We start from the raw sequence: 26,729 nt of genomic DNA on the forward strand, positions 1-26,729 counted from the left end.
AATGAAGCCCGCCGTGCCAGAGCCTTCGCCGCCCCCCGAGGGTCCCGCGGGGAACGGGGCCGTGACGCTCCCGCCCGCACGTTCCGACGCGCCTGTGTCGCCCGTGGCGCGGAAGAATGGGTTCATGAGTCAGCAAGAGACGCAGGCCGACGTCCAGCACCCGCAGCCCTCCGTGGGCTCCATCGCCGCGCACCGCCAGCACGCCGTGGCGGCGACGGTCTCCGATCTCGAACCCGACCTCGACGCCGACCTCGACGTCTACGAGGAGGCCGCGGGCGGCGGTACCCCGCTGCCGCAGGGCCGCTTCCTCGACCGGGAGCGCAGCTGGCTCGCCTTCAACGAGCGGGTCCTGGAGCTGGCCGAGGACCCGGACACGCCCCTGCTGGAACGCGCGAACTTCCTCGCCATCTTCGCCAGCAACCTGGACGAGTTCTTCATGGTCCGGGTGGCCGGCCTGAAGCGTCGCATCGCCACCGGTGTCGCCACCCGCTCCGCCTCCGGCCTCCAGCCGCGCGAGGTGCTGGAGATGATCTGGGCCCGCTCCCGCGAGCTGATGGCCCGGCACGCCGCCTGCTACCACGAGGACGTCGCCCCCGCGCTCGCCGAGGAGGGCATCCACCTGGTCCGCTGGTCGGAGCTGACCGACAAGGAGCAGGCCCGGCTCTTCACGCTCTTCCGGCACCAGATCTTCCCGGTCCTGACCCCGCTGGCCGTCGACCCCGCGCACCCCTTCCCCTACATCTCCGGCCTCTCGCTGAACCTGGCCGTCGTCGTGCGCAACCCGGTCAGCGGCCACAAGCACTTCGCGCGGGTGAAGGTGCCGCCGCTGCTCACCCGCTTCCTGGAGGCGTCCCCGGGCCGCTACGTCCCCATCGAGGACGTCATCGCCGCCCCCAACCACCTGGAAGAGCTGTTCCCGGGCATGGAGATCCTGGAGCACCACGCCTTCCGGATCACCCGCAACGAGGACCTGGAGGTCGAGGAGGACGACGCCGAGAACCTTCTCCAGGCCCTGGAGAAGGAACTCATGCGGCGCCGCTTCGGCCCGCCGGTCCGCCTGGAGGTCGAGGAGTCCATCGACCGCGAGGTGCTCGACCTGCTGGTCCGCGAGCTGAAGATCTCCGAGGCCGAGGTCTACCCGCTGCCCGGCCCGCTCGACCTGACCGGCCTGTTCCGCATCCACGGCCTGGACCGGCCGGAGCTGAAGTACCCGAAGTTCGTCGCCGGCACCCACCGCGACCTGGCCGAGGTGGAGTCCGCCTCCCCGCCGGACATCTTCGCCGCCCTGCGCGCCCGGGACGTGCTGCTGCACCACCCGTACGACAGCTTCTCCACCTCCGTGCAGGCGTTCCTGGAGCAGGCGGCGGCCGACCCGGACGTCCTCGCTATCAAGCAGACCCTGTACCGCACCTCCGGCGACTCGCCCATCGTGGACGCGCTGATAGACGCCGCCGAGTCCGGCAAGCAGGTCCTCGTGCTGGTCGAGATCAAGGCCCGCTTCGACGAGCACGCCAACATCAAGTGGGCGCGCAAGCTGGAGGAGTCCGGCTGTCACGTCGTCTACGGCCTGGTCGGTCTGAAGACGCACTGCAAGCTGTCCCTGGTGGTCCGCCAGGAGGGCGAGACCCTGCGCCGCTACAGCCACGTCGGCACCGGCAACTACCACCCGAAGACCGCCCGCCTGTACGAGGACCTCGGCCTGCTCACCGCGGACCCGCAGGTCGGCGCGGACCTCTCCGACCTCTTCAACCGGCTGTCCGGCTACTCGCGCCGGGAGACCTACCGCCGGCTGCTGGTGGCCCCCAAGTCGCTCCGCGACGGCCTGGTCTCCCGCATCCACAAGGAGGTCCAGCACCACCGCGCGGGCCGCCCGGCCTTCGTCCGCATCAAGGTCAACTCCATGGTGGACGAGGCGGTCATCGACGCCCTGTACCGGGCCTCCCAGGCGGGCGTGCCGGTCGACGTCTGGGTCCGCGGCATCTGCGCGATACGCCCCGGCGTCACCGGCCTGTCGGAGAACATCCGGGTCCGCTCGATCCTCGGCCGCTTCCTGGAGCACTCCCGGGTGTTCGCCTTCGGCAACGGCGGCGAACCCGAGGTGTGGATCGGCAGCGCCGACATGATGCACCGCAACCTCGACCGCCGGATAGAGGCCCTGGTCCGGGTCGTCGACCCCGGCCACCGCGCAGCCCTCAACCGACTGCTGGACACCGGCATGTCCGACACCACCGCCTCCTGGCACCTCGGCCCGGACGGCGAGTGGACGCGACACGCGACCGACACGGACGGCCAACCCCTGCGCAACGTCCAGGAGATGCTCATAGACGCCCGGAGGCGCCGGCGTGGCACAGCAACACCTTGACCCGACGGACCCCACGGCCGGGGCGGTGACCGGCGACGCCCTCGCGCGCTACCTGCGCGCCCAGGCCACGGAGTTCCTGCGCGCCCTCCGCCTGCACCGGGAGACCGGCGGCACCGCCGGCGCCCCCGCGCGCGGCTACCCGGGCGTGGGGAACGACGGCGCGGAGGAGTCCGTCGACGCGGCGCGCGCCCTGCGCCGCTCGGCCCGCCGCATCAGCGGCAGCCTGCACACCTTCCGCCCCCTGCTCGATGCCGGCTGGTCCGAGGAGATGCGCCCCGAACTGGCCTGGCTCTCCGGCACGCTGGGGCTGGAGCACGCCTACGAGGCCCGTCTGGAGCGGCTGCTGCTGGCGCTGCACCGGCTGTCCGGGGCGACGGCGGTGTCCGTCCGGACGGTCGACGCCCTGGTCGCCGGCAGGGCGGCGCCCGGCGGCCGGCCGGCCGGCGCGACGGCGACCCGGGAACGCGGCAGCCTCACCGTGGGCGCGGCCAAGGCGGGCGCCCTGCTCGAACGCCAGCTGACCCTGGCCCGGACCCGGGCCCACTCCACGGCACTCCAGGCGCTCGGCTCGTCCCGCTTCCACGCCGTCGCCGACAAGGTCGCCCTGCTCGCCAGCGAGGTCCCCCTCACCCCCGCCGCCCCCGCCACCGGCCTCGCCGCGCTCGCCGGCGCGGCCGGGGAACGCCTCACCGACGCCGTCACCGCGCTCCCCCTGGTCACCGCGGGCCATCCCTACAACGCGGAGGCACTGGTCCACGGCCTGTCCGCGGACCCGTCCCCGCACCCCCAGGACGGCCCCTGGCACCAGGTCCGCCTGCTGCTGCGCCTGTACCGGTACGCCCGTGAGGTGCTGTACGGCGGCGACGCCCCCCTGGACGTGCGGCTGCTGACGGCGGGCCAGGCGCTGAACCGGCACCGGGACGCCTCCGAGGCAGCGGCGGCGGCGGCCCAGGCGGCCCGCACCCCGCGCATCACCCCGGCCACCGCCTACGCGCTCGGCGTGCTCCACGCAGACCAGCGGCACGAGGTGGAGGCGGCCCGGTTCGCCTTCCAGCAGGCGTGGCAGACGCAGACCGTCGACGCGCCCTGAACCCCCGTCAGGAGGCGGTGTGAACGACCCCGAGATCCAGGCGGCCGGCTGCGTGCTGTGGCGCCGCTCCCCGGTCACCGGCGAGGTGGAGCTGTGTCTGGTCCACCGGCCGAAGTACGACGACTGGTCCCACCCGAAAGGCAAGCTGAAGCGGGGCGAGGACCCGGTCGCCGGCGCCCTGCGCGAGGTCGCCGAGGAGACCGGGTACGCCGCCGAGCCCGGCGACGAACTGCCGGCCGTGCGCTACTACGCGGGCGGGCGGCCGAAGCGGGTGCGCTACTGGGCCGCACAGGCGGTTTCCGGCCACTTCACGCCCAACTCCGAGGTCGACCGCATCCTGTGGCTCTCCCCCGCCGCCGCCCGGGCCCGGCTCACCCAGCACCTCGACCGCGACCTGGTGGACGCGCTCGGCCTGCCGACGCGCCCTTAGGGACGGCGGGGCCGGGACCTCGTACCCCCGGCCCCCCGGGGCCCGTTCACCGGCCCGCCCCGTGGTCCTCCGCGTCCGTGCGCGCCTGGCTTCTGGCCCGGCGGGCGGGGCCGCGCCAGCCGCAGCTGCACCGGGCCACGCAGAAGCGTCCCTGCTCGGTCGTCGTCGTCAGGTGTTCCCGCCCGGACGGGGCGTGCTCCGGCCCGTCCGCTTGCGCCGAGGTGAATCCCACCCGGACAACGTTACCCAGCCCGCGCCCACCCACCCCCACGGCCGTCGGACCTCCCCCGGCGGCGCGTGACGACGCCCTCGACCCGTCGTTAACCGAGCGACAGAGGGTCCCGTGACGGACACCGGCTGAGGTGGGCAGGCGATGGATCGGCGGCAGGTCAGGCGCACGGGCGAGGCGGTCGCCGCGGTGGGCATCCTCCTCGGCCTCGGGGCGGGCGCCACGGGCTGTTCGGGCAGCGGGGCCGCCGCCGAGGACGTCAAGGGCGGGGGCGATCCCGTCGCCACCCTGCGCCGGGCCGCCGACGCGCTGCGCGACGCGGGCAGCTCCAAGGCGGGCACCTCGATGGAGATGGCCACCGGCGGCACCCGGGTCACCATCCGCGGCAAGGGCGTCTACGACTACCGGCGCCGCCTCGGCCGGCTCACCGTGATGCTGCCGGCGGACGCCTCCGGCGCCTCCGGGCACCGGCCCATCACCGAACTCCTCGCGCCCGGCGCGCTGTACATGAAGAACCGGGGCGCGGGCGTGCCCGCCGACAAATGGGTGCGGGTGGACACCGCGACGCTGTCCGACGGCAACCTCGTCACCGGCGGCGCGACCGACCCGTACGCGGCGGCCGAGCTGCTGCGCGGAACGCGCGAGGCGGTCCTCGCCGGGCGCACCGAGCTGGCCGGCACCCCGGTGCGGCACTACCGCGGCACCGCCGACCTGGGCCGCGCCGCCCGGTACGCCTCGGCCGGGAACAGGGCGCCCCTGGCCGCGGCGGCGAGAGGGTTCGCCACGGCGGTGGTCCCGTTCGACGTCTATCTGGACGACCAGGGCCGCGTCCGCAAGCTCCGGCAGCGCTTCAGCTTCGTCAACGGCCGCGAGAAGGCCGCGGTGGCGGTCGCCTCCACCCTGCTGCTCTACGGGTTCGGCACGCCCGTGGACGTCCGGCTGCCGGCCCCGGCGGACATCTACACGGGCCGGATCGCCGAGGACGAGCCCGCGAGCGGCGGCTGAATCCGGCCAGGCACTAGTCCGGGACGCCCTCCCGTAAGTAGCCCGTCCGTGCCATGCGCGGTGTGTGGAGCACTGCCTACCCTAGGAAGCGGTGACGGTAGGGGAGAGGTGAGGCGGGTGGCTCCGGTCGGCGGCACGGCGGTTCAGGACGACGTCGCCCTCGCCGAGATCGAGCTGTGCGGAGAGCTGATCATCGCGGCCTCGGCCGCCGAGGACCGGCTCAGCCTGGAGAGCATCGACGAGGTGCTGCGGGTCGCCGAGGAGCGGAATCCGGACTGAGCGCGGTGCGCGCGGCCCGTCGGCGCACCGGGCGGCTCAGGTGCGCAGCAGACGGCCGATCGCCTTCGTCGCCTCGTCCACCTTCGCGTCGATCTCGTCGCCGCCCTTGACGGCCGCGTCCGCCACGCAGTGCCGCAGGTGCTCCTCCAGCAGCTGGAGCGCGAAGGACTGGAGGGCCTTGGTGGAGGCCGAGACCTGCGTGAGTATGTCGATGCAGTAGGTGTCCTCGTCCACCATCCGCTGGAGACCGCGGATCTGCCCCTCGATCCGGCGCAGCCGCTTGAGGTGCTCGTCCTTCTGCTTGTGGTAGCCGTGCGTGGCGCCGGCCTCGGTCGTCGTCGTCATCGCGGGCCTCCGTCTCGGGACGAGCTGCGGACAAAAGGGACACATGCCGCCACATACCCCTAGTGGGTATATGGTAACGAACTTTGCGGGGTAGGGACGGCTTGGTACGCCCCCGTGCCGACCACTCTGCCTCATGGGCGACACTGGGATGCGGCCCGATAGCCGTGGCCGGATGATGCGCCTAGCATCAGCCTGACCGAAACCGAAGCACCCCGAGGACCCCACGTGCGCTTTCGTCTGACCCCCAGGGAGACGAGCTTCTACGACATGTTCGCCGCGTCCGCGGACAACATCGTCACCGGCTCGAAACTCCTGATGGAACTGCTCGGGGCGGACGCGTCTGCCCGGGCCGAGATCGCAGAGCGTATGCGGGCCGCGGAACACGCAGGTGACGACGCCACGCACGCGATCTTCCACCAGCTGAACTCCTCGTTCATCACGCCGTTCGACCGGGAGGACATCTACGCCCTCGCCGGTTCCCTGGACGACATCATGGACTTCATGGAGGAAGCCGTCGACCTGGTCGTCCTCTACAACGTCGAGGAACTGCCCAAGGGCGTCGAGCAGCAGATCGAGGTCCTGGCCCGCGCGGCCGAGCTGACGGCCGAGGCCATGCCGAACCTGCGCACCATGGACAACCTCACCGAGTACTGGATCGAGGTCAACCGGCTGGAGAACCAGGCCGACCAGATCCACCGCAAGCTGCTCGCCCACCTCTTCAACGGCAAGTACGACGCGATCGAGGTGCTGAAGCTCAAGCAGATCGTGGACGTCCTGGAAGAGGCGGCGGACGCGTTCGAGCACGTGGCGAACACGGTGGAGACCATCGCCGTCAAGGAGTCCTGAGGCGTCGATGGACACCTTCGCCCTGATAGTGACCGTCGCGGTCGCTCTCTTCTTCACGTACACGAACGGCTTCCACGACTCGGCGAACGCGATCGCGACGTCGGTGTCGACGCGGGCGCTGACCCCGCGGGCGGCCCTCGCCATGGCCGCGGTGATGAACCTGGCCGGTGCCTTCATGGGCTCCGGAGTCGCCAAGACGGTCAGCGAGGGACTGATCGAGACGCCCCAGGGCTCGACGGGGATGGGCATCCTCTTCGCCGCCCTGATCGGCGCGATCGTCTGGAACCTGGTCACCTGGTACTTCGGCCTGCCGTCCTCCTCCTCGCACGCCCTGTTCGGCGGCATGGTGGGGGCGGCGCTGGCGGGCGGCACGGACGTGCTGTGGGGCGGCGTTCTCGAGAAGATCGTCATCCCGATGTTCCTGTCCCCGGTCGTCGGCCTGCTCGTCGGCTATCTGGTCATGACGGCGATCATGTGGCTGTTCCGGCGGTCCAACCCGCACAAGGCCAAGCGCGGCTTCCGCATAGCGCAGACCGTCTCGGCCGCCGGCATGGCCCTCGGCCACGGCCTCCAGGACGCCCAGAAGACGATGGGTGTCGTGGTGCTGGCCCTGGTCATCTCCGGCCATGAGACGTTCGGCGACCCGATCCCGGTCTGGGTGAAGATCGTCTGCGCGGTGATGCTGTCGCTGGGCACGTACGCCGGCGGCTGGCGGATCATGCGCACACTGGGCCGCAAGATCATCGAGCTGGACCCGCCGCAGGGGTTCGCCGCGGAGGCGACGGGCGCGTCGATCATGTTCACGACCGCGTTCATCTTCAAGGCCCCGATCTCCACGACCCATGTCATCACCTCGGCGATCATGGGCGTCGGCGCGACCAAGCGGGTCAACGCCGTCCGCTGGGGCGTGGCCAAGAACATCGTCCTGGGCTGGTTCATCACGATGCCGGCCGCCGCGCTGGTGGCCGCCCTCGCCTTCGGCGTGGTCAAACTGGTGGCCCTGTAGACAGCGGCGCCTTTCCGCCGGGCATCCGCCGGCCGGCCGGGGCGGCGAACGCGGTGGGCCCGCCCCCGGAATCCGGGGGCGGGCCCTTCGCGTCCTCGCGGTGGCACCGCCATGCAGCACCGCGAGGGGTCCGTCGGCGCGCCCCGGCCCGGCCGGGGGCGGCCGCGTCCGTCAGCCGAAGCGGCCGGAGATGTAGTCCTCCGTCGCCTGCACGGACGGGTTGGAGAAGATCCGCTCGGTGTCGTCGATCTCGATCAGGCGCCCCGGCTGGCCCACGGCGGCCAGGTTGAAGAACGCCGTACGGTCCGAGACCCGCGCCGCCTGCTGCATGTTGTGCGTCACGATGACGATCGTGAACCGCTCCTTCAGCTCACCGATCAGGTCCTCGATGGCGAGCGTGGAGATCGGGTCCAGCGCCGAGCACGGCTCGTCCATGAGCAGGACCTTCGGCTCGACCGCGATCGCCCGCGCGATGCACAGACGCTGCTGCTGGCCGCCGGAGAGACCGGAGCCCGGCCTGTTCAGGCGGTCCTTCACCTCGTTCCAGAGGTTCGCGCCCTTGAGCGACTTCTCGACGATGTCGTTCAGCTCGCTCTTCTTGTAGTTGCCGTTCAGCTTCAGGCCGGCCGCCACGTTCTCGAAGATCGACATCGTGGGGAACGGGTTCGGACGCTGGAAGACCATGCCCACCTCGCGGCGGACGGACACCGGGTCGATCCCGGTGCCGTACAGGTCCTCGTCGTCGAGCATCACCTTGCCCTCGACCCGCCCGCCGGGCGTGACCTCGTGCATGCGGTTCAGCGTGCGCAGGAACGTCGACTTGCCGCAGCCGGACGGCCCGATGAACGCCGTCACCGAGCGCGGCTCGACCGTCATCGAGATGTCGTCTATCGCCTTGTGGGAGCCGTAGTAGGCGGAGAGCCCGCTCACGTCGATTCGCTTGGCCATGTCCTCTTCACTTCCAGATGAGTCTTGTTCGGTCGCCTGGGCCGCGTCAGCGACCGGACTTGGGGGCCTTCCAGCGGGCGATGCCGCGGGCCACCAGGTTGAGGATCATCACGAAGGCGATCAGCGTGAGGGACGCCGCCCACGCGCGGTCGTACGCCGCGTTGGCGCCCGCGCTCTGCGCGTACTGCTGGTAGATGTACAGCGGCAGCGACGCCTGCGCGCCCTCGAACGGGTTGTTGTTGATGAACGGGTTGCCGAACACCAGCAGCAGCACCGGCGCGGTCTCGCCCGCGATACGGGCGATGGCGAGCATGACGCCGGTGGTGATGCCGCCGATGGACGTCGGCAGGACCACCTTCAGGATGGTCCGCCACTTCGGCACGCCCAGCGCCAGCGAGGCCTCGCGCAGCTCGTTCGGGACGAGCTTGAGCATCTCCTCGGTGGAGCGGACGACGACCGGCATCATCAGGATGGCCAGGGCCAGCGAACCGGCGAAGCCGAACGGCTGCATCTTCAGGATGAGCATCAGGCTGAGGATGAACAGACCCGCCACGATCGACGGGATGCCCGTCATGACGTCGACGAAGAACGTCACCGCCTGGGCGAGGCGGCCGCGCCCGTACTCCACCAGGTAGATGGCGGTGAGCACACCGATCGGGGCACCGATCAGGGTGGCGAGGCCGACCTGCTCCAGGCTGCCGATGATGGCGTGGTAGATGCCGCCGCCGGGCTCGGAGTCGGCGACGACGCCCATGGAGTGGGTGAGGAAGTAGAGGTCGAGGACCTTCACACCGCGCGAGACGGTCACCCAGACCAGGGAGACCAGCGGGATGACGGCGAGCAGGAAGGCGACCCAGACGAACGAGGTCGCGATGCGGTCCTTGGCCTGCCGGCGGCCCTCCACCTTGGTGGCGATGGCGTAGGTGCCGAGGAGGAACAGGATCGCGGCGATCAGGCCCCACTGGACCTTGCTGTGCAGGCCGGCGGCGAGGCCGATGCCCACCGCGACCACCACGGAACCGGCGGCGATGGCCCACGGGGACCACGTCGGGAGGCTGGCGCCGCGCAGCGACGAACCGGCGCCCTTGTCGGTGACGGCTGCGGTGCTCATGCGTTGGCCCCCGAGTACTCCTTGCGGCGGGCGATGATCGCGCGGGCCGCTCCGTTGACCAGCAGGGTGATGACGAAGAGCACCAGACCGGAGGCGATCAGCGCGTCCCGGCCCAGCAGGGTGGCCTCACCGAACTTGCTGGCGATGTTCTGGGCGAAGGTGCCGCCGCCCGGGTTCAGCACGCTGAGGTGGATGTCGTAGTCCGGGGAGAGCACGGTGGCCACGGCCATCGTCTCGCCGAGGGCGCGGCCGAGGCCGAGCATGGACGCGGAGATCACACCGGAGCGGCCGAAGGGCAGGACCGACATGCGGACGACCTCCCAGCGGGTGGCGCCGAGGGCCAGCGCGGCCTCCTCGTGCATCCGCGGGACCTGCCGGAACACCTCGCGGCTGACGTTGGTGATGATCGGCAGGATCATGATCGCCAGCAGGATGCCCACGGTGAGCATGGCGCGGGGGGCGCCGCCCTCCCAGGAGAAGATCCCGGTCCACCCGAGGTAGTCGTTGAGCCAGCCGTACAGGCCCTGCATGTGCGGGACCAGGATGAGCGCGCCCCACAGGCCGTACACGATGGACGGCACGGCGGCGAGCAGGTCGATCACGTAGGCGATCGGGCCGCTCAGCCGGCGCGGGGCGTAGTGCGTGAGGAACAGCGCGATCGCGACGGCGATCGGGACCGCGATGACCATGGCGATGATCGAGGAGACGACCGTGCCGAAGGCCAGCACCGCGATGCCGAAGCTCGGCGGCTGGAGGTTGGTGTTCCACTCGAAGGAGGTCAGGAAGTTCCCGTGGTCCTCGCTGATCGCGAGGCAGGCGCGGTAGGTGAGGAAGACCGCGATCGCGGCCATGATCACCAGCAGCAGGATGCCGGATCCGCGCGACAGCCCCAGGAAGATGCGGTCACCGGGGCGGGTGGCGCCACGGGACACGCGCTTCTGCTCGGCGGTCGTGGGCTGGGGTATGGGAGGGGGGGCGTCGGATGTCGTCGATATGTCCATCGGGTTCTCCGGTCTGCGGAGCCGCGGACCCGCTGGGGGCCACGGCTCGTGGCGGCGGTGCACCGGACGGTGCGGCCCGGCCCTGGGTGGCGCCGGGCCGCACTTGCGGATCAGGTCAGCTCAGGCCGTCGATGGTGGTGCGGACCTTCGCGATGATCTCGTCGGGGATCGGGGCGTAGTCGTTCTGCGACAGCACCTTCTGGCCGTCCTCGCTGGCGATGTAGCGCAGGAACGCCTTGGTGGCGGGCAGGGTGTCGGCCTTGTTGCCCTTGTCGCAGACGATCTCGTACGTGACCAGGGTGATCGGGTAGGCGCCCTCGGCCTTGGTCTTGTAGTCGAGCTGGAGCGCCAGGTCCTTGCCGGTGCCGACGACCTTGGCCGCGGCGATGTCCGCGGTGGCCGACTCGGTGGACGGCTTCACCGGGGTCTTGGCGCCGGTGTCGATGGAGACGGTGGTCATGTCCTTGGCGTAGGACAGCTCGAAGTAGCCGATCGCGCCGGAGTTCTGCTTGACGCCCTGGGCCACACCGGCGGAGCCGGAGGCCGCCTGGCCGCCCTGCGCCTGCCAGGCCTTGCCGCCGGAGTACTTCCAGTCGCCCGGGGCGGTGGCGATCAGGTACTTGGTGAAGTTGTCCGTGGTGCCGGAGTCCTCGGAGCGGTGGAACGCCTGGATCTTCAGGTCGGGAAGCTTCGCGTCGGGGTTGAGCTTCTTGATCGCCGCGTCGTTCCAGTTCTTGATCTTGCTGTCGAAGATCTTGGCGATCGTCGGCGCGTCGAGGACCAGGTTGTCCACGCCCGGGACGTTGTAGCCGAGGGCGATCGGACCGCCGACCATCGGCAGGTCGATGCCCTGACCGCCGGCGCAGACCTTCTTGGAGGCGGTGACCTCTTCGGGCTTCAGCGCGGAGTCCGAACCGGCGAACGCGATCTGGCCCTGGTTGAAGGAGGTGACACCGGCACCGGAGCCGGCGCCCTTGTAGTTGATCTGCACACCGCAGGCCTTGGAGAACTCCTTGACCCAGGCGTCGATCGCGTTCTTCTGCGCGGAGGAGCCGTCTGCGAGCAGTTGGCCCTTGGCGTCGTCGCACTTGACGGAGCCGGCGCCGGCGGACGCGGACGTGCCGCCCGACGCCTTGCCGCCGCCACCGTTGTCGTCGGAGCCGCACGCCGACAGAGCCAGGGCGCCGGTGACGGCGACAGCACCGAGGGAGATGGCGCGCAGCCGGTTCTTGCGCTGAAGCTTCACTTTCGGGAGTTCCTTCCAGGAGCCGCCGCTGTCGGCGGCGCGCGAGGTAACGCGAGGTAAGTGGTGAGTGCGTAAGCGCATCCAAGACCGCACTCCGCACCCGGTACGGCCGAAATTAGGCAGAACAGGTGAAGCCGTCGATGGCCAGAAATGAACGGCGGGTGAACCCCTGCCGTCAGCCCGGTTAGGTCACGGAATGCTCACGGGGAGGGCACATGAAGGTTCCGCCACCGGGTTGCACGGACGCGCACACACGGTGCCCGTTCGACCCGATCGGGGGAACCCCCTTGCGCGGGCCGTCGTCTCGTTCCACGACAGCCGAAGGAAGGGCGACGGACATGGAACGGCGTACGTTCATATCGGGCGGCGCGGCCGTCCTGGCGACGACCGCACTCACCGCGTGCGGTGCGGGCGGAGGCGCCACCGCCCCTGCGGCGCACACCGGTACGCCGTCGCTCCCATCATCCCTTGCCCCCATGAAGACCACCAGCGCGGCGGCCGCCGCGAACTGGGCGGGCCTCGCCCGGGACCTGGACGGTTCCCTGCTGCGGCCCGGCGACGCCTCCTGGCCGACCGCCCACCAGCTCTACAACACCCGCTTCGACGGCCTGAAGCCGGCCGCGGTCGCCTACGTCGCGCACGCCGCCGACATCCGCACCACCCTGGCGTACGCCCGGGCGCACCGGCTCAAGGTGTCCATCCGCAACGGCGGCCACTCCTACGCGGGCTACTCCTCCGGCGACAACCGGCTGATCGTCGACGTGTCACGGCTCAACCGGGTGCGGGCGAGCGGCGGACAGGCCGTCGTCGGCGCCGGCGCCAAACTGATCGACGTCTACCGCGCCCTGGCCGCGAAGGGCGTGACCATACCCGCCGGCTCCTGCCCCACCGTCGGCGTCTCCGGTCTGGTGCTCGGCGGCGGCCATGGCGTCGTCTCCCGCGCGTACGGCCTGACCTGCGACAGCCTCACCCAGGCCACCCTGATCACGGCCGACGGCACCCAGGTCACCGCCGACACCACCCACCACCCCGACCTCTTCTGGGCGCTGCGCGGCGCCGGCAACGGCAACTTCGGCGTCGTCACCGAGCTGGTCTTCCGCACCCACACCGCGCCGCAGGCCGTCAGCGCCTATCTGACCTGGCCGTGGTCCAAGGCCGCCCAGGTGCTCACGGCCTGGCAGGAGTGGGGCCCCGGCCAGCCCGACGAGATCTGGTCCTCGCTGCACCTGGAGTGCTCCCCGGGCCGCACCCCGACCGTCTCCGTGGCCTGCTTCTCCCTCGGCACCTACGGCGAGCTCCAGAACGCCGTGGACCGCCTGGCCCACGCCGTCGGCGCCGACGCCGCCTCCGTCTCCCTGCGCCGCCGCGGCTACGAGGAGGCGATGGAGGGCTACGCCGGCTGCTCCTCCTTCTCCACCGACGCCCAGTGCCATCTGCCGGGCTCCACCCCGGGCCGCTCCCCGCAGGGCAGGCTGGGCCGGGAGACGTACGCGGCCCGCTCCGACTTCTTCGACCGCTCGCTGTCCGCGGCCGGCGTCCAGACCGTGCTGCGGCAGATCGCCGCGGTGCGCGGCGGCGCCGGCAGCGTCGCGTTCACCGCCCTCGGCGGCGCGGTCAACCGGGTCGACCCCACCGCGACCGCGTTCGTCCACCGCCGCTCCCGGATGCTCGCCCAGTACATCGCCTCCTGGGGCGCGGGGGCCTCCGGCGGCACCGCCCAGTCCTGGCTGGCCTCGGCGCACGACGCGATGCGGCCGTACGCCTCGGGCGCCGCCTACCAGAACTACGCCGACCCCACCCTGAAGGACTGGAGGAAGGCGTACTACGGGGTCGCGGCGGCCCGGCTGGCGAAGGTGAAGCAGAGCTACGACCCGCAGCGCTTCTTCTCCTACGCGCAGGGCCTGTAACCCGCGCGGCCGGCGGGCACGCCCGCCGGCCCCCCGAGGGCTCCCGCCTCCGCGGCTACGCCGCCAGGTCGCGTTCCTCGCTCTCCACCGGCGTGCGGGCGCCGGGCAGCAGGGCCTCCCGGCCGGCCTCCGCCACCGGACGGCGCCGGATGAGCCGGCCCGCCCGCGGCGAGCGCTCCACGGCCCGCATCAGCGGGGTGAGCAGGGCCGTCGCCGGCGGGGACAGCAGCAGGACGACCGCCGTGCCCAGCGCGAAACCGCCGATGACGTCCGTCGGGTAGTGCACGCCCATGTAGACCCGGCAGAAGCCCTCCAGCAGGGCCAGGCCGATGCCCGCGAGGCCGAAGCGGCGGTTGGCGACGAAGAGTCCGACGCCGAGCGCCATCGTGATCGTCGCGTGGTCGCTGACGAAGGAGAAGTCGGTCTTGCCGCCGACGAGGACGTCCAGCCCCCGGTGGTCCCGGAACGGGCGCGGGCGCTCCACGAAGCCGCGTATCGGGACGTTCACGAGCACCGCGAGACCGGCCGCGAGCGGCGCCCACACCAACGCGGCCACCGAGGGCGCCGCGTCCTCGCCGCCCCGGCGCCGCACGGACCACCAGCACCCGAGGACCAGCAGCACCATGGCGAGCAGCAGGCCGTACTCGCCGACGAACTCCATGATCCGGTCGAACCAGCCGGGGGCGTCCTTGGCCAGGCCGTTGATGTCGTAGAGCAGTTCGACGTCGGGGTTCGATCCGGATTCGGCGAGTACAGCCATGGTGCTGCGGCCCCTTCGTCGTTGCTCCGGACGCACCGGGTGTGCGTCGCTCCTGCCCCCCGTGGTTCGTAGATCCGCTTCCGCTGCACTGCCGTAGTGACGTCCGCTCGGCTACGTCAACAGGAACGCACAGCCGCCATGGATACGTTCCACTCTCCACTGAATGATCACGCAGACGTTATCGAAGAGAGACTCGTCACCGCAGCTCAGGCGATGGCTTCACGCCGGGTTCAGACCGCGGTGGGGAGCGCTTTCGCGCCATCCTCGGTCACCCGGGTGGCACCGAAGTAGTCGGGGGTGTCGATCGGGTCGAAGCGGATCACGGCGCCGGTGCGCGGCGCGTCGATCATGTACCCGCCGCCGACATAGATGCCCACGTGCCGGATGGCCCGCGAATCGGTGAGGTCGTCGGAGAAGAACACCAGGTCGCCGGGGAGCAGTTCGTCGCGCGAGGGGTGCGGCCCGGCGTTGTACTGGTCGTTGGCCACGCGCGGCAGGGTGATGTCCACCTTCTCGTAGGCGGCCTTGGTCAGGCCCGAGCAGTCGAAGCGCCCGCCCTGGTCGGCGGTGCCGTTGCCGCCCCACAGGTACGGCGTGCCGAGCTTGCTCTGCGCGAACGCGATGGCGGCGGCGGCCTGCCGGCTGGGGTCGAGCCGGGTGACGGGCGCGGCGAAGCTCTTCTCCAGGCTGCGGATCCGCTTGACGTAGTTCTGCGTCTCGCTGATCGCCGGCACCCCGCCGGACCTGATGACGCGGTAGGCGCCCGCGTTGTAGGCGGCGAGCATGTTGTCGGAGACGTCACCGGGCACGTCCTTGACGTACTTCGCCAGTTCGCAGTCGTACGAGGCGGCGGACGGGATCGCGTCGTCCGGGTCCCAGATGTCCCGCTTGCCGTCCCCGTCGCCGTCGATGCCGTGCGTGGCCCAGGTGCTGGGGATGAACTGGGCGATGCCGCGGGCGTCGGCCGGGCTGACGACCGTCGGGTTCCAGCCACTTTCCTGGTACAGCTGGGCGGCGAGCAGCGCGGGGGTGAGCGCCGGGCAGAGATTGCCCCACGTCTGCACGAGCGACTTGTAGGCGGCCGGCACCGCCCCCTTGGCCAGCCCCCGGCTCCCCGTCGTCACCCCGTTGACCAGGTTCCCGGCCACGATGTACACCCCGACGACGAGCACCATGACGAAGCCCAGGCCGAGCCCGACAGCCGTCCCACCGATCACCCATGTCTTCCGCACGGTTCAACTTTCCCCCATGCGGGCGCCGTTCAAGGCCATTCGGACGCGAAGTGGCGTCATTTCACAGGTAAGGGGCCCGGACTGACCCCCACTCAGGACCCGGCCGCGGCCTCCCGGTACAGCCGCGCCGCCTCGCCGCCCAGCACCACGCTGTAGGAGACGTCGGCCGTGGCACCCCCCTGCTCATGGCCGCCGAGGACGCCGACGACCCGGCCGTCGCCGTCCACCCAGGGGCTGCCGCTGGTACCGCCGGTGAAGTCGGGGCAGGCGATGCGCTGCTGCGTACCGCTCTGCGCGGTGGGCCGGTTGGCGCAGGTGACCGGCGTCTCGCGGGAGTCGGGGTAACCGGTGACGGTCACCGCGGTGGCGCCGGTGGCCACGCCGGTCGCGAACCGGCCCGCCCCGACCACGTCCTCCAGCCGCCGGCCGCCGGGTCCGGTCACGGTGGCGAAGGCGAGGTCGCTGTCCTCGTCACGCGCCCGCTTCCACCCGTCGGGCAGGAAGGTCCTCGTCACCCGCCACACCCCGTACGGCGCCCGCCCGTCGCGGTAGCCCGGCACGAACACCAGGTCGCCGGCGCCGTCCACACAGTGCGCGGCGGTGACGACCAGGTCGCCCCGGGGACTGTGCACGACGGAGGCGGTGCAGAAGTGGCCGCCGGGCAGCCGGCCCGCCCGGTCCGCGCCGAACAGGGCACCCACCCGCGCGCCGTGCGGGCTCGCGCCGGGGTCACCGGTGACCCCGAGGGGCCCCGGCCCGGCGTCGGCGGCGGCCACGGACGCCGACGTCAGCGCGAGCAGCACCACGACGCCGAGCGACGCGGGCCGCACCCTGACCGGTCTGCGGAAGATGCGCTTCATCAGGGCTCACTCTTTCCCCCCAAGGTGAGAAACCCGCTCGGATCTCACTGAGAATTTCCTGTGAAGCGCGCCCGGCGCGTCAGCGCGCCGCCGCCGTGAGCCCCCACTCCACGCCCGTGAGTTCCTCCGACAGCGTCCACAGCCGGCGGGCCGCCACCGGGTCGCTCGCCGCCGCGCTGCGGCCGGCCAGGGCCGGGGCCCCGCGCAGCTCGGCCGGGCCGTCGGGGCCGACGTAGGCGGCGCCGGGCAGGTCCTGGGTCGCCGCGTAGAGGGTGGGCAGGGCGCCCGCCGTGTCGTCCTGGGCGAGGAACCGGGTGCCGACCGTCAGGAAGGCCCGGGCGAAGGGGTTCGCGGTGCGGCTCTGGAGGTTGGTGGCCGCCCAGCCGGGGTGGGCCGCGAGGGCGCGTACGGGGGACCCGGCCTCGGTCAGGCGCCGCTGGAGCTCCAGGGTGAACAGCAGGTTGGCCAGCTTGGACTGGGCGTAGGCGCGGACGGGGCCGTAGCCGCCGCGCAGGTTCACGTCCTCGAAGTGGATCACCCCGTCGCCCCAGCGGTGCGCGCCGGACGACACGGTCACCACCCGGTCTGTGACCTGCGGCAGCAGCAGGCCGGTCAGCGCGAAGTGCCCGAGGTGGTTGGTGCCGAACTGGGTCTCGAAGCCCTGCGCGGTGCGCCCCTCCGGCAGCATCATCACGCCCGCGTTGTTGATCAGTACGTCCAGCGGCCGGTCCCAGCCCGCGGCGAACTCGCGCACCGAGTCGAGGTCCGCCAGGTCCAGCCGGCGCACCTCGGTGCTGCCGCCCGCCCGCGCCGCGGCGGCACCGCCCCGGGCGAGGTCCCGCACCGCGAACACCACGTGCGCCCCGGCGCGTGCCAGCGCCCGGGCGGCGGCGAACCCGATGCCGCTGTTGGCCCCGGTGATCACCACGGTGCGGCCGGTCTGGTCGGGAAGGCGGGTCGCGTCCCACTTGCCGCGCCCACGGCGTGCTTCTGTCGTGTCAGCCATGGTCCGAATGTAGGCAATGTCAACAATGCTGTCAATGACAACAATGCTGTCGCCGTCAACATCCTGGTCCGCACCGATACGATGGATCACATGCCGCGCCCGCCCCAGCCCGCCCCGACCCCGCCGTCGTCGTCGCCGTCGCCGTCTTCGGCATCTCCGTCCGCGAGCCGCCGGTACCACCACGGCGATCTGCGCGCCGCCCTCCTCGCGAGCGCCGAGCGCACCCTGCGCGAGAAGGGCGCGGGCGCGCTCTCGCTGCGGGAACTGGCCCGGGACACCGGCGTGAGCCATGCCGCGCCGGGCCGGCACTTCAAGGACAAGCAGGCCCTGCTGGACGCCCTGGCGCTGGACGGGTACGACCGCCTGAACCAGGCCCTCGCCACCGCCGCCCACCACCCCGGCCACTCCCTCGAGGAACGGGTGACGGCACTGGCCCGCGCCTACCTCGGCTTCGCCGTCGACAACCCCGAGCTGCTGGAGCTGATGTTCGCGCGCAAGCACGACCCCGACAGCTCCGCCCAGCTCGCTACAGCCGTCGACCGCTCCCTGGGCACCTTCACGCGGATGATCGCGGAGGCCCAGGAGCGGGGCGAGATCATCCAGGGCGACCCCGAACGCATCACCATGGTCGCCGCGGCGAGCCTGCACGGCCTCGCCGCCCTCATCGCCGGCTGCGCCCTCGACGCCCAGGAGGCGCTGGCCGGCCTGGACGAGCACGTCCACCTGCTGCTGCACGGCCTGCGACCCCGCTGAACCGCCCCATCCCGTCCCGCCCCGCTCCGCGCTCCGGCGTGAGAACATCGAGACGACGCCTCACCCGACCAGCCGTCAGAAACCGCGCCAGGCCGTGAAGAAGCACAACGACAGAACCACGGGGAAGGTTCCGGTCGGACTTCATTGCCCGGCGTGACCTGCCGTGATACACAGAGTGACCGTACGCGCTGTTCGTACGAAACCCGCCAGTCAATGACGCCAAGTCGACATACGTTGGCGCGGTTGTCAGCGACAATGATGCCTGACCTCTGCACACCGCAGAGGCGTTCGCGGAACTACCCACCAGGGGCGGTGACTTACATGCTCTTTGCGGCCGACAAGGGAGACATCAACACCATCATCGGCGGGATCGCTCCGGACTGGGGCCCCTTCGGCAGCCTGGGCAACGAGGCCAAGGTGATGATCGAGGTGGTCATGGCCGTGGCCATCCTGCTCTGCCTCGGCCTCGCGGTGTGGGGCGCGGCGAAGCAGCGCATCGGCGCCACGGCCCTGCGGGACACCTTCAGCGCGGAACAGGGCAAGGGCCTGATCATCGCCGGCCTCACCGGGGTCTTCATCATCGGCTCCCTCGGCACACTGTTCACCATCGTGTACGGCATGGCGGTGTAGCCCCGCCCTGCCGGGCCCGCCCGGCAGCGGCCACCCCCTCCACCCCACCCGTCCGTCGTGCCCACCGGCTGAGGTTGCGTTTCCCTGATGTCGAGTCACCACACCGCGCCCGCGCGGGAACCAGCACGGCTACCGTCGTATGTCTACGAGGGTGAGGGAGCGCACACGGCATGAGTCCCGGAGACGAACAGGGCTACACCGACTACGCCGAGACGGGCCAGACCCGCACCCGTCTCCCCGACCCCGACCCCTACGGCGGGGCCCCCCGCCGCCCCCACCGCTCCTCCTCCAGAAGCCTGATCACGGTGGTCGGCGTGGTGGTCCTCCTGATCGCCGCCATCGCCTTCGCGAACCGGGGGGGCGATTCCCCGGGGGAGGACGAGGCGGCGTCGAGGACGGACAGACCGACGGCCTCCGCGACGGCGGCGAGCGGCACCCGCCCGGTGGAGACCCGCAGCGCCGGAGTCCCGACGGGATTCGCCCACACCGAGCAGGGAGCGCAGTCGGCGGCCTCCAACTACGCCGTGGCCCTCGGGTCGACGGGCATGTTCAACAAGGACGGCCGCCACGCACTCCTGCGCCTCCTCTACACCGCCGAGGCGGCGGACCGGCTCCAGGCCCCCATGGACCAGGCGTACTCGACCGAACTCCTCGCCAAGATGGGCCTGGACGCGGCGGGCAACCCCCCGAAGGGCGACACGTTCGTCTCCCGGGTGATCCCGATCGGCACGACGGTGCGGCAGTACAAGGCCGACAGCGCCAAGGTCGCCGTCTGGTACGTGGGGCTCATCGGCATGGCCGGAAGCGGTTCGACCGACCCGGTCACCTCGTCCTGGAAGACATGGACGTTCGACCTGCGGTGGTCCGACGGCGACTGGAAGATCGACTCCCAGACACAGCAGAACGGCCCCGCCCCGGTGCCCGGTGACGACAGGGCAGCCACCTCCGACGAGATCAGCAAGGCCATCGACGAGTACGGAGGGTTCACGTATGCCCGGTAGTCCGCGACGTGCGCTCACGCTCGCCGGAGTCGTGACAGCTGTACAGACCACGGCCGTACTGCTGGCCACGCGCGCCTTCGCCGAGCCCTCGCCCACCCCGTCCGGCAGCCCGTCCCCCTCACCGTCGGGCAGCGGGCTCAACTGTGACGCGATCCCGGGCGAGGCCAAGAAGTACTGCGAGCGCGGCAACGGTCCGAGCAGTACCAAAGGCACCATCACTCCGGACACCTCCACACTCGACCCACTGTCGTCGCTGGCCAAGGGCTGTGCCGAAGCCGCCGCATGGACGGTGGACAAGCTCAGCAAGGCCGTCAAGGAAACCGCCAGCGTCGACTTCACCAATCAGGCGTTCCTCAAGCAGTACGCCATCGTCTTCGCCGCCTCCACCATCCTCACCCTCCTGCTGTGGCTGCTGGCCGTGGCCAAGCGGGCCGTGCGCGGCGTGCCGCTGACCACCGCCATCTCCGAGGCCGTCGGCTTCCTCTGGCTCACCGTGCTGGCCTCCGCCTTCACCCCGCTGATCCTGTACACCGTCGTATCGGCCGCGGACAGCGTCACGGACGTCCTCGCCAAAGCCACCGGCGACCAGGCCGACACCTTCTTCGGCACCTTCTCCGGCGCCCTGAAGAAGGGCAACGACATCGGCGGCGGACCGATCATGCTGATCGTCGTCTCCCTGGTCAGCATCCTCGCCGCCGGCATCCTCTGGCTGGAACTGGTCATCAGGGCCGCCCTCCTCTACGTCGGCGCCCTCCTCGGCACCGTCGTCTACGCGGGGCTCGTCGACAAGAACCTGTGGGGCCACGTACGCCGCTGGGCCGGCATCATGATCGCCGTCATCCTCGTCAAACCGGTCATCGTGATCGTCCTCGGACTCGCCGGCGCGCTCTCCGGCGACAACGGCCCCGACGCCTTCTCCGCCGTCGTCTCCGGCCTCGCCATCATCCTGCTCGCCATCTTCGCCAGCGCGATGATCTACCGCTTCGTCCCCGGCTTCGGCGACGAACTCGCCAGCGGCCGGAACAACCGCCTCATGCGGGGCGCCGAGGGCAAGGCCGCCGCCGTCATCAGCTCCCCCGCCACCCTCGTCGCCCAGGGCATCAAGACCCACAGCACCCGCGCCGACAGCAACGGGGGAGCCGGAGCCTCCGGCGGCAGCACTCCTCGCCAGGCCAACCCCGCCAGCGGCGGCGTGGCCGCCCACAGCAGCCGTACCCCCACCGGGAGCACCGGCGGAACCGTCCCCTCCGCCACGCCCGCGCCCCGCGCGTCCAGCCCGGTCAACACCCCGCACGCCAGCAACGCACGCAACAACCGCTCGGGAGGTGAAGGGCGTTGACGACCGAGTCCCACCTGTCCCATCCGGTCACGCCCCGCCGTACGTATCTCATCGGCCGCGCCCGGCCGAACGCGATCATCGGCCGGAACCGTGAGTCCGGCGAGATCGGCCTGATCATCGCCGGGGCGTTCCTCGGCATGATGTGCGGCCTCCTCGTCCCGACGCTGTCCCTGCGGATCTTCCTGCTGATGGGCTTCCCGCTGCTCGCCCTCGCCGCGGTCTACATGCCGTACAAGCACCGCACCTTCTACAAGTGGTTCGAGATCAACCGCTCGTACAAGCGGACCGTCAAGGGCGGCAACGCCGTCTACCGGTCCGGCGCCATGGAGGCGGGCACCCGCCTCGACGGACGCGAGATCGAGGTCGGACCGCCCCCGGGCATCGGGCGGATCAGCTGGCTCGCCGCGCCCTTCGGCCCGGACGAGATCGCCGTGCTCCTGCACGCCGACCGCAAGACCGTCACCGCCGCCATCGAGATCGAGGGCCCCGGCGTCGGCCTGCGCGACTCCGAGGACCAGGAGGCCCTGGTCGACCGCTTCGGCACCCTGCTCAAGCACGTCGCCAACGGGGACGGCTTCGTCACCCGCATCCAGATGCTGGCCCGCACCCTGCCCGCCGACCCGGACGCGCACGCCAAGGACGTCACCCTGCGCGGCGACGGCCGCTCCGCGGACTGGCTCCGCCAGTCCTACGACCAGCTCCAGTCCATGGTCTCCACCAGCAGCGAGCAGCACCGCGCCTACCTCGTCGCCTGCATGCACTACAACCGCGAACTGGCCGCCGAGGCCCAGGCCATGGCCCGGGCCGCCCGCGCCCAGGGCGGCGGCAAGGTCGACCGGGACGCCGGACTCGCCGTCGTCATGGCCCGCGAGCTGACCGACATCTGCTCCCGGCTCCAGGAGGCCGACATCCGGGTCCGGCAGCCGCTCGGCCAGGGCCGGCTGGCCTCCCTCATCCACTCCATGTACGACCCCGACCACCCCATCGACCACATCCAGGCGATGACCCGGCGCAACGCCTGGCCGGCCGAGCTGGACGCCGTACAGCCCACCTACCTCCAGGCCAAGACCCGCGAGTCCGGCACCCGCGCGCCCTGGTGCCACGCGACGGCCTGGGTGAAGGAGTGGCCGATGACCCCGGTCGGGGTCAACTTCCTCGCCCCGCTCCTGGTCCACACCCCGGACGTCATCCGCACGGTCGCCGTGACCATGGACCTCGAGCCCACCGAGGTCGCCATCGAGCGCATGCTGACCGAGAAGACCAACGACGAGGCCGAGGCGTCCCGCGCCGCCAAGATGAACCGGACCGTCGACCCGCGCGACGTCGCCGCGCACAACCGTCTCGACCAGCGGGGCGAAGACCTCGCCAGCGGCGCCGCCGGCGTCAACCTGGTCGGCTACATCACCGTCTCCTCCCGCTCCCCGGAGGCCCTCGCCCGCGACAAGCGCACCATAAGGGCCTCCGCCGGCAAGTCGTACCTCAAGCTGGAGTGGTGCGACCGGGAGCACCACCGCGCCTTCGTGAACACACTTCCGTTCGCCACCGGCATCCGAAGGTAGGGGCTGATTCTCCGATGCGGGATCCGCTGTCCGTCCTCACCGACGCCTTCACCTCGTTCCTCTTCGGGAAGGTCGAGACGACCCGGTCGCCGGTGCGCACCTCCACGGGCCAGGCCCAGGCCGTCTACCTGCCGACGGCCGCGCCCGGCCTCGGCGACTCCGGCGTCATCATCGGCCGCGAGGTGTACTCCGGCAAGGGCTACATCTACGACCCCTTCCAGCTGTACGGCCAGCAGCTGCCGGCCCCGCACTGGCTGGTCCTCGGCGAGTCCGGCAACGGCAAGTCGGCGCTGGAGAAGACGTACGTCCTGCGCCAGCTGCGGTTCAGGGACCGCCAGGTCGTCGTCCTGGACGCACAGGGCGAGGACGGGGTGGGCGAGTGGAACCTCATCGCGCAGGAGCTGGGGATAACGCCGATCCGGCTGGACCCGACGGCCGCCCTGGACCACGGCATCCGGCTCAACCCGCTGGACCCGTCGATCACCACCACCGGCCAGCTCGCCCTGCTGCGGACCATCATCGAGGTCGCGATGGGGCACGGCCTGGACGAGCGCTCCGGCTTCGCCCTGAAGGTCGCGCACTCCTACGTCAACGAGACGATCGTCGACCGCCAGCCGGTCCTCACCGACATCGTGGAGCAGCTGCGGCACCCCGAGCCGGAGTCGGCGGAGGCGATGAACGTCGCCATAGACGACGTACGGGCCTGGGGCCTGGACGTCGCCCTGGTCCTGGACCGGCTCGTCGACGGTGACCTGCGCGGCATGTTCGACGGCCCGACCACGGTCGGCATCGACCTGGACGCGCCCCTCATCGTCTTCGACCTCTCCCACATCGACCGCAACTCCATCGCCATGCCCATCCTCATGGCGATCGTCGGGGTGTGGCTGGAGCACACCTGGATCCGCCCCGACCGGAAGAAGCGCATCTTCCTGGTCGAGGAGGCCTGGCACATCATCAACAGCCCGTTCGTGGCCCAGCTGTTCCAGCGGCTGCTGAAGTTCGGGCGCCGGCTCGGCCTGTCCTTCGTGGCGGTCGTCCACCACCTGTCCGACGTGGTCGACGGGGCCGCGGCGAAGGAGGCGGCGGCCATCCTGAAGATGGCCTCCACCAGGACCGTCTACGCCCAGAAGGCGGACGAGGCCCGGGCGACGGGCCGGGTCCTCGGACTGCCCCGGTGGGCCGTGGAGATCATCCCCACGCTCACCCCCGGTATCGCCGTGTGGGACGTCAACGGCAACGTCCAGGTCGTCAAGCACCTGGTCACCGAGACGGAACGGCCGCTGGTCTTCACCGACCGCGCGATGACCGAGTCCTCCAGCGACCTGACGGCCGACGACGCCCTGCGCGCGGCCGAGCTGGAGGCCGAGCAACGCGCCGCGGCCTTCGTGGAACAGCACCTGGGCGACTCCGAGTCGACGGTGGCCTAGGAGGGGTACGGCGTGAGACCGGACGATCGCCGCGACGGCCGTCGGGAGGGCCAGGGCGGCATCCCCGACGGCCTGCTGATCGGCATCCTCGCGTTCCTGCTCGGCATGACCGTGCTGGTGTGGACGGCCACGGGCCTCGCCGCCCTGTTCACGCGGGGTGCCTGGCCCGATGGCGTCAGCTTCGTCCGCACCCCGCTCGCCATGCGCCACCTCATCGGGCGGCCGCACGACATCGCCGGCGCCTGGCCGGACACCCCGCCGTCCCAGCTGTCCGGCTGGGGCCTGTTCTGGGGCCTGGTCATAGGCCAGCTGATGATCCTCGTCGTCCTCACCGTGTTCCTGCTGGGCACGGTGGCACGGTGGCGGGCGGCGAAGGCACGGCGCGGGGTGGCGGCCGGGGACCGGTCGGGGAAGGCACCCCGGCCGACGACGGGCGGCGAGGACACCGGGCCGAGGCCCGCGACCGGCCCGTACCGGCCCACGGAGCCCGTCCACGAGGCTCCCGCGCCCCTGCCCGCACCGGCAGCCGCACCACCCGTACCCGTACCCGCCCCCGAACGGCAGCCGGAGGTGCCGGCGCCGCGCGGCGAGCCCGCACCCCCGCCGCCGGACGGCCGCCCGGCCGACGGTGACCGGACGGGCGGCGAGGACCGGTCGGGCGGCGGGGACAAGCTTCTGATCGCGCCCCGGGAGGACCGGCGGACCACGGCCGCCCGGGCCGTACGCGAGGCCGAGGGCCCCGTCCTCCTCGTCACCTCCAACCCGGACCTCTGGGCGGAGACCAAGGACACCCGCTCGAAACTGGGCCCCACGCTCCTCTACGACCCCACGCACCTCTGTGACACCCCGGCCCGCCTGCACTGGTCCCCCACGGCGGGCTGCGAGGACAAGCAGACGGCACTGCACCGGGCCACGGCGCTGCTCGCCCCGGTGCGCCCCACCGCCAGGATCGACCAGGCGGTGGCGGACACCGCGATCACGCTGCTGCGCAGCTACCTGCACGCCGCCGCGCTGGACAACCGCACCGTCCGGCACGTCCACCGCTGGTCCCAGGGCACCCAGGTCCAGGATGCCGTGCGCACCCTGCGCACCCATCCCAAGGCCGCCCCGGGCGCCGCCGGTGAGCTGGAGGCCGCGCTCACCGCGCACCCGGAACGCCGGGACATCGCCCAGGAGTTGACCGGCCGCGCGCTCGCCGCGCTGTCCACGGTGAACATCCGCGAGGCATGCACCCCCAACCGAAACGATGCGCTCGCCTTGGATTCTTTCGTCCACGAAGGGGGCACGCTTTATGTGGTCGGTGAATCCATCGAGGACCCGAGGAGCAGGCCCGGCGCGATGCCCCTCCTGACGGCCCTCGTCTCAAGCGTGGTCGAGCGCGGCCGGCGCATGGCCGAACGGTCATCCTCCGGTCGGCTCGACCCACCACTCACCCTGGTCCTGGACGACGTCGCGGCCGTGGCCCCGTTCCCGGAGCTGCCGGACCTGCTGGCCGCCGGGGCCGACCGGGGTCTGCCCACGCTCGCCCTGCTCCGCTCCCGGGAACAGGCCCGCTCCCGCTGGCCGCGCCGGGAACTCCCCGTTTAGGACGGCCGGTCCGGCGGGAAGCGCCCTCCAGGAGCCTTCAGGAGCCCCGGTCAGGCGTCCTGGTCAGGCGTCCCGTTCGAGGACGAGTTCCAGCTCGCTCTCGGCTTCGTTCTTCGAGAAGGCCACGACCCGGCCACTCGGCTCGAAGCCGATCCTGCGGTACGCCGCCTGGGCCCGAGCGTTCTCCTTGTGGACGAACAGCCGCACGCCCTCGGTCTTGCGCTCCCACGCCCACGTCAGTCCGGCGTCGAACAGGGCCTCGATCAGCCCCTTCCCCCGGTGCTCCGGGCGGATGAAGACACCGACCACGTGTCCTTGCCGCCGCTCGACCGGGTAGCCGGCCCAGTCCTCGGCCCCGGCCTCCTCGATGAGCATGGTGACCGTGCCGGCCCAGGCCCCGTCGGGGGCTTCGGCGATGAACTGGCGAGCGGTCGAGGAGCCGGTACCGGAGCCGACGGCCCGGTCCTGCCAGAAGGAGTCCGGCCGGGCCGCGGCTTCCTCGTAGTCCTCCAGGAAGGCGAGGTGTGCGACCGGGTCCCGCAGTGCGTCCAGACGCAGTTGCTTCACCCGCTCCCACTCGTCGGGACGTATGGCGCGGATGACGTAGTCGTTCCTGGTCAGGAGGGTCATGGGGCCACCGTAGACGAACCGTCCCCGAGGTTCTTCCCCATAACGCAGAAAACCCCCGCATCGAAATGATGCGGGGGTTTTCCCAAAAATTGTTCGGCGGCGTCCTACTCTCCCACAGGGTCCCCCCTGCAGTACCATCG

General features: G+C 71.4%; 26 protein-coding genes. 15 read left to right on the plus strand and 11 right to left on the minus strand.

Features of this window, described 5'->3' with window-relative positions:
* The first annotated feature begins 1 nt into the window (after nucleotide 1).
* From IF37_RS0120300 to IF37_RS0120310, 3 genes are read left to right on the plus strand one after another with little or no spacing between them, the layout of a single operon-like run.
* Nucleotides 2-2,362 carry an RNA degradosome polyphosphate kinase gene (locus tag IF37_RS0120300; RefSeq protein ID WP_079165814.1) on the plus strand — a complete coding sequence of 787 codons (2,361 nt, stop codon included), beginning with the start codon at nucleotides 2-4 and terminating at the stop codon, nucleotides 2,360-2,362.
* A complete protein-coding gene (locus IF37_RS0120305) occupies nucleotides 2,343-3,452 on the plus strand; it encodes a CHAD domain-containing protein (RefSeq protein ID WP_030744440.1) in 1,110 nt (369 codons plus the stop codon). Before IF37_RS0120300 ends, IF37_RS0120305 begins: the two co-directional genes overlap by 20 nt.
* Nucleotides 3,453-3,471: 19 nt before the next feature.
* Nucleotides 3,472-3,882, plus strand: coding sequence for an NUDIX hydrolase (locus tag IF37_RS0120310; RefSeq protein WP_030744442.1), 411 nt, complete (start codon nucleotides 3,472-3,474; stop codon nucleotides 3,880-3,882).
* Between the two features lie 46 nt (nucleotides 3,883-3,928).
* Here the strand turns inward: IF37_RS0120310 and IF37_RS42300 are convergent, their stop codons facing one another.
* Entirely contained in the window at nucleotides 3,929-4,114 is a 186-nt protein-coding gene (locus IF37_RS42300) for a hypothetical protein (protein ID WP_079165816.1), read from the minus strand.
* A 141-nt stretch (nucleotides 4,115-4,255) separates the two neighbouring features.
* Here IF37_RS42300 and IF37_RS0120315 point away from each other — a divergent pair, with 141 nt between their 5' ends.
* Both IF37_RS0120315 and IF37_RS44975 read left to right on the plus strand, forming a co-directional pair.
* On the plus strand, nucleotides 4,256-5,116 hold the full coding sequence (locus IF37_RS0120315) for a hypothetical protein (protein ID WP_030744443.1): 861 nt from the start codon (nucleotides 4,256-4,258) through the stop codon (nucleotides 5,114-5,116).
* A gap of 117 nt (nucleotides 5,117-5,233) precedes the next feature.
* Nucleotides 5,234-5,395, plus strand: a complete 162-nt coding sequence (locus IF37_RS44975; protein WP_173456930.1) for a hypothetical protein — start codon at nucleotides 5,234-5,236, stop codon at nucleotides 5,393-5,395.
* A 36-nt stretch (nucleotides 5,396-5,431) separates the two neighbouring features.
* Here IF37_RS44975 and IF37_RS0120325 read toward each other — a convergent pair whose 3' ends face one another.
* On the minus strand, nucleotides 5,432-5,740 hold the full coding sequence (locus IF37_RS0120325) for a metal-sensitive transcriptional regulator (RefSeq protein ID WP_030744446.1): 309 nt from the start codon (nucleotides 5,738-5,740) through the stop codon (nucleotides 5,432-5,434).
* 225 nt (nucleotides 5,741-5,965) lie between these two features.
* On the opposite strand from IF37_RS0120325, the gene IF37_RS0120330 reads away from it, so the two are divergent.
* A complete protein-coding gene (locus IF37_RS0120330) occupies nucleotides 5,966-6,586 on the plus strand; it encodes a DUF47 domain-containing protein (RefSeq protein WP_030744448.1) in 621 nt (206 codons plus the stop codon).
* Nucleotides 6,587-6,593: 7 nt separating this feature from the next.
* Nucleotides 6,594-7,592 carry an inorganic phosphate transporter gene (locus IF37_RS0120335; RefSeq protein WP_030744449.1) on the plus strand — a complete coding sequence of 333 codons (999 nt, stop codon included), beginning with the start codon at nucleotides 6,594-6,596 and terminating at the stop codon, nucleotides 7,590-7,592.
* Between the two features lie 171 nt (nucleotides 7,593-7,763).
* Here IF37_RS0120335 and pstB read toward each other — a convergent pair whose 3' ends face one another.
* The 4 genes from pstB to pstS form a co-directional block, all read right to left on the minus strand.
* The gene (gene pstB / locus IF37_RS0120340; RefSeq protein ID WP_030744451.1) at nucleotides 7,764-8,540 is read right to left on the minus strand and encodes a phosphate ABC transporter ATP-binding protein PstB; all 777 of its coding nucleotides are present in this window, start codon (nucleotides 8,538-8,540) and stop codon (nucleotides 7,764-7,766) included.
* Between the two features lie 46 nt (nucleotides 8,541-8,586).
* Nucleotides 8,587-9,651 (minus strand): phosphate ABC transporter permease PstA, encoded by a 1,065-nt coding sequence (pstA, locus tag IF37_RS0120345; RefSeq protein ID WP_030744453.1) that lies wholly within the window; start codon nucleotides 9,649-9,651, stop codon nucleotides 8,587-8,589.
* A complete protein-coding gene (pstC, locus tag IF37_RS0120350) occupies nucleotides 9,648-10,652 on the minus strand; it encodes a phosphate ABC transporter permease subunit PstC (protein WP_030744455.1) in 1,005 nt (334 codons plus the stop codon). Before pstC ends, pstA begins: the two co-directional genes overlap by 4 nt.
* Before the next feature lie 115 nt (nucleotides 10,653-10,767).
* On the minus strand, nucleotides 10,768-11,898 hold the full coding sequence (pstS, locus tag IF37_RS0120355) for a phosphate ABC transporter substrate-binding protein PstS (RefSeq protein WP_030744457.1): 1,131 nt from the start codon (nucleotides 11,896-11,898) through the stop codon (nucleotides 10,768-10,770).
* 338 nt (nucleotides 11,899-12,236) lie between these two features.
* On the opposite strand from pstS, the gene IF37_RS0120360 reads away from it, so the two are divergent.
* Nucleotides 12,237-13,805, plus strand: coding sequence for an FAD-binding oxidoreductase (locus IF37_RS0120360; RefSeq protein ID WP_030744459.1), 1,569 nt, complete (start codon nucleotides 12,237-12,239; stop codon nucleotides 13,803-13,805).
* A gap of 55 nt (nucleotides 13,806-13,860) precedes the next feature.
* Here IF37_RS0120360 and IF37_RS0120365 read toward each other — a convergent pair whose 3' ends face one another.
* The 4 genes from IF37_RS0120365 to IF37_RS0120380 form a co-directional block, all read right to left on the minus strand.
* Entirely contained in the window at nucleotides 13,861-14,565 is a 705-nt protein-coding gene (locus IF37_RS0120365) for a phosphatase PAP2 family protein (RefSeq protein WP_030744461.1), read from the minus strand.
* Between the two features lie 230 nt (nucleotides 14,566-14,795).
* The gene (locus tag IF37_RS0120370; protein ID WP_030744463.1) at nucleotides 14,796-15,797 is read right to left on the minus strand and encodes a bifunctional lytic transglycosylase/C40 family peptidase; all 1,002 of its coding nucleotides are present in this window, start codon (nucleotides 15,795-15,797) and stop codon (nucleotides 14,796-14,798) included.
* 92 nt (nucleotides 15,798-15,889) lie between these two features.
* Complete coding sequence (locus tag IF37_RS0120375) at nucleotides 15,890-16,657, minus strand: serine protease (RefSeq protein ID WP_030744464.1); 768 nt, start codon at nucleotides 16,655-16,657, stop codon at nucleotides 15,890-15,892.
* Nucleotides 16,658-16,736: 79 nt separating this feature from the next.
* Nucleotides 16,737-17,663, minus strand: coding sequence for an oxidoreductase (locus IF37_RS0120380; protein ID WP_030744465.1), 927 nt, complete (start codon nucleotides 17,661-17,663; stop codon nucleotides 16,737-16,739).
* 90 nt (nucleotides 17,664-17,753) lie between these two features.
* Between IF37_RS0120380 and IF37_RS0120385 the strand changes: the two genes are divergently transcribed.
* From IF37_RS0120385 to IF37_RS0120415, 7 genes are all read left to right on the plus strand, one after another.
* Nucleotides 17,754-18,416, plus strand: a complete 663-nt coding sequence (locus IF37_RS0120385; protein ID WP_079165815.1) for a TetR/AcrR family transcriptional regulator — start codon at nucleotides 17,754-17,756, stop codon at nucleotides 18,414-18,416.
* A 321-nt stretch (nucleotides 18,417-18,737) separates the two neighbouring features.
* The gene (locus IF37_RS0120390; protein ID WP_016436843.1) at nucleotides 18,738-19,046 is read left to right on the plus strand and encodes a hypothetical protein; all 309 of its coding nucleotides are present in this window, start codon (nucleotides 18,738-18,740) and stop codon (nucleotides 19,044-19,046) included.
* A 170-nt stretch (nucleotides 19,047-19,216) separates the two neighbouring features.
* Nucleotides 19,217-20,047: a hypothetical protein gene (locus tag IF37_RS0120395; protein ID WP_030744469.1), complete on the plus strand. Its 831-nt coding sequence runs from the start codon at nucleotides 19,217-19,219 to the stop codon at nucleotides 20,045-20,047.
* A complete protein-coding gene (locus tag IF37_RS0120400) occupies nucleotides 20,037-21,386 on the plus strand; it encodes a membrane protein (protein WP_030744471.1) in 1,350 nt (449 codons plus the stop codon). Before IF37_RS0120395 ends, IF37_RS0120400 begins: the two co-directional genes overlap by 11 nt.
* Nucleotides 21,383-22,945, plus strand: a complete 1,563-nt coding sequence (locus IF37_RS0120405) for an SCO6880 family protein (RefSeq protein WP_030744474.1) — start codon at nucleotides 21,383-21,385, stop codon at nucleotides 22,943-22,945. The genes IF37_RS0120400 and IF37_RS0120405 overlap by 4 nt, the downstream gene beginning before the upstream one ends.
* A gap of 14 nt (nucleotides 22,946-22,959) precedes the next feature.
* Nucleotides 22,960-24,372 carry an ATP-binding protein gene (locus IF37_RS0120410; protein WP_030744475.1) on the plus strand — a complete coding sequence of 471 codons (1,413 nt, stop codon included), beginning with the start codon at nucleotides 22,960-22,962 and terminating at the stop codon, nucleotides 24,370-24,372.
* Nucleotides 24,373-24,384: 12 nt separating this feature from the next.
* A complete protein-coding gene (locus tag IF37_RS0120415; RefSeq protein ID WP_030744477.1) occupies nucleotides 24,385-25,959 on the plus strand; it encodes a type IV secretory system conjugative DNA transfer family protein in 1,575 nt (524 codons plus the stop codon).
* A gap of 63 nt (nucleotides 25,960-26,022) precedes the next feature.
* Here IF37_RS0120415 and IF37_RS0120420 read toward each other — a convergent pair whose 3' ends face one another.
* Nucleotides 26,023-26,589: a GNAT family N-acetyltransferase gene (locus IF37_RS0120420; RefSeq protein WP_030744482.1), complete on the minus strand. Its 567-nt coding sequence runs from the start codon at nucleotides 26,587-26,589 to the stop codon at nucleotides 26,023-26,025.
* Between the last annotated feature and the right edge of the window lie 140 nt (nucleotides 26,590-26,729).

The sequence above is a fragment of the Streptomyces sp. NRRL S-31 genome, assembly GCF_000718775.1.
GTDB lineage: Bacteria > Actinomycetota > Actinomycetes > Streptomycetales > Streptomycetaceae > Streptomyces.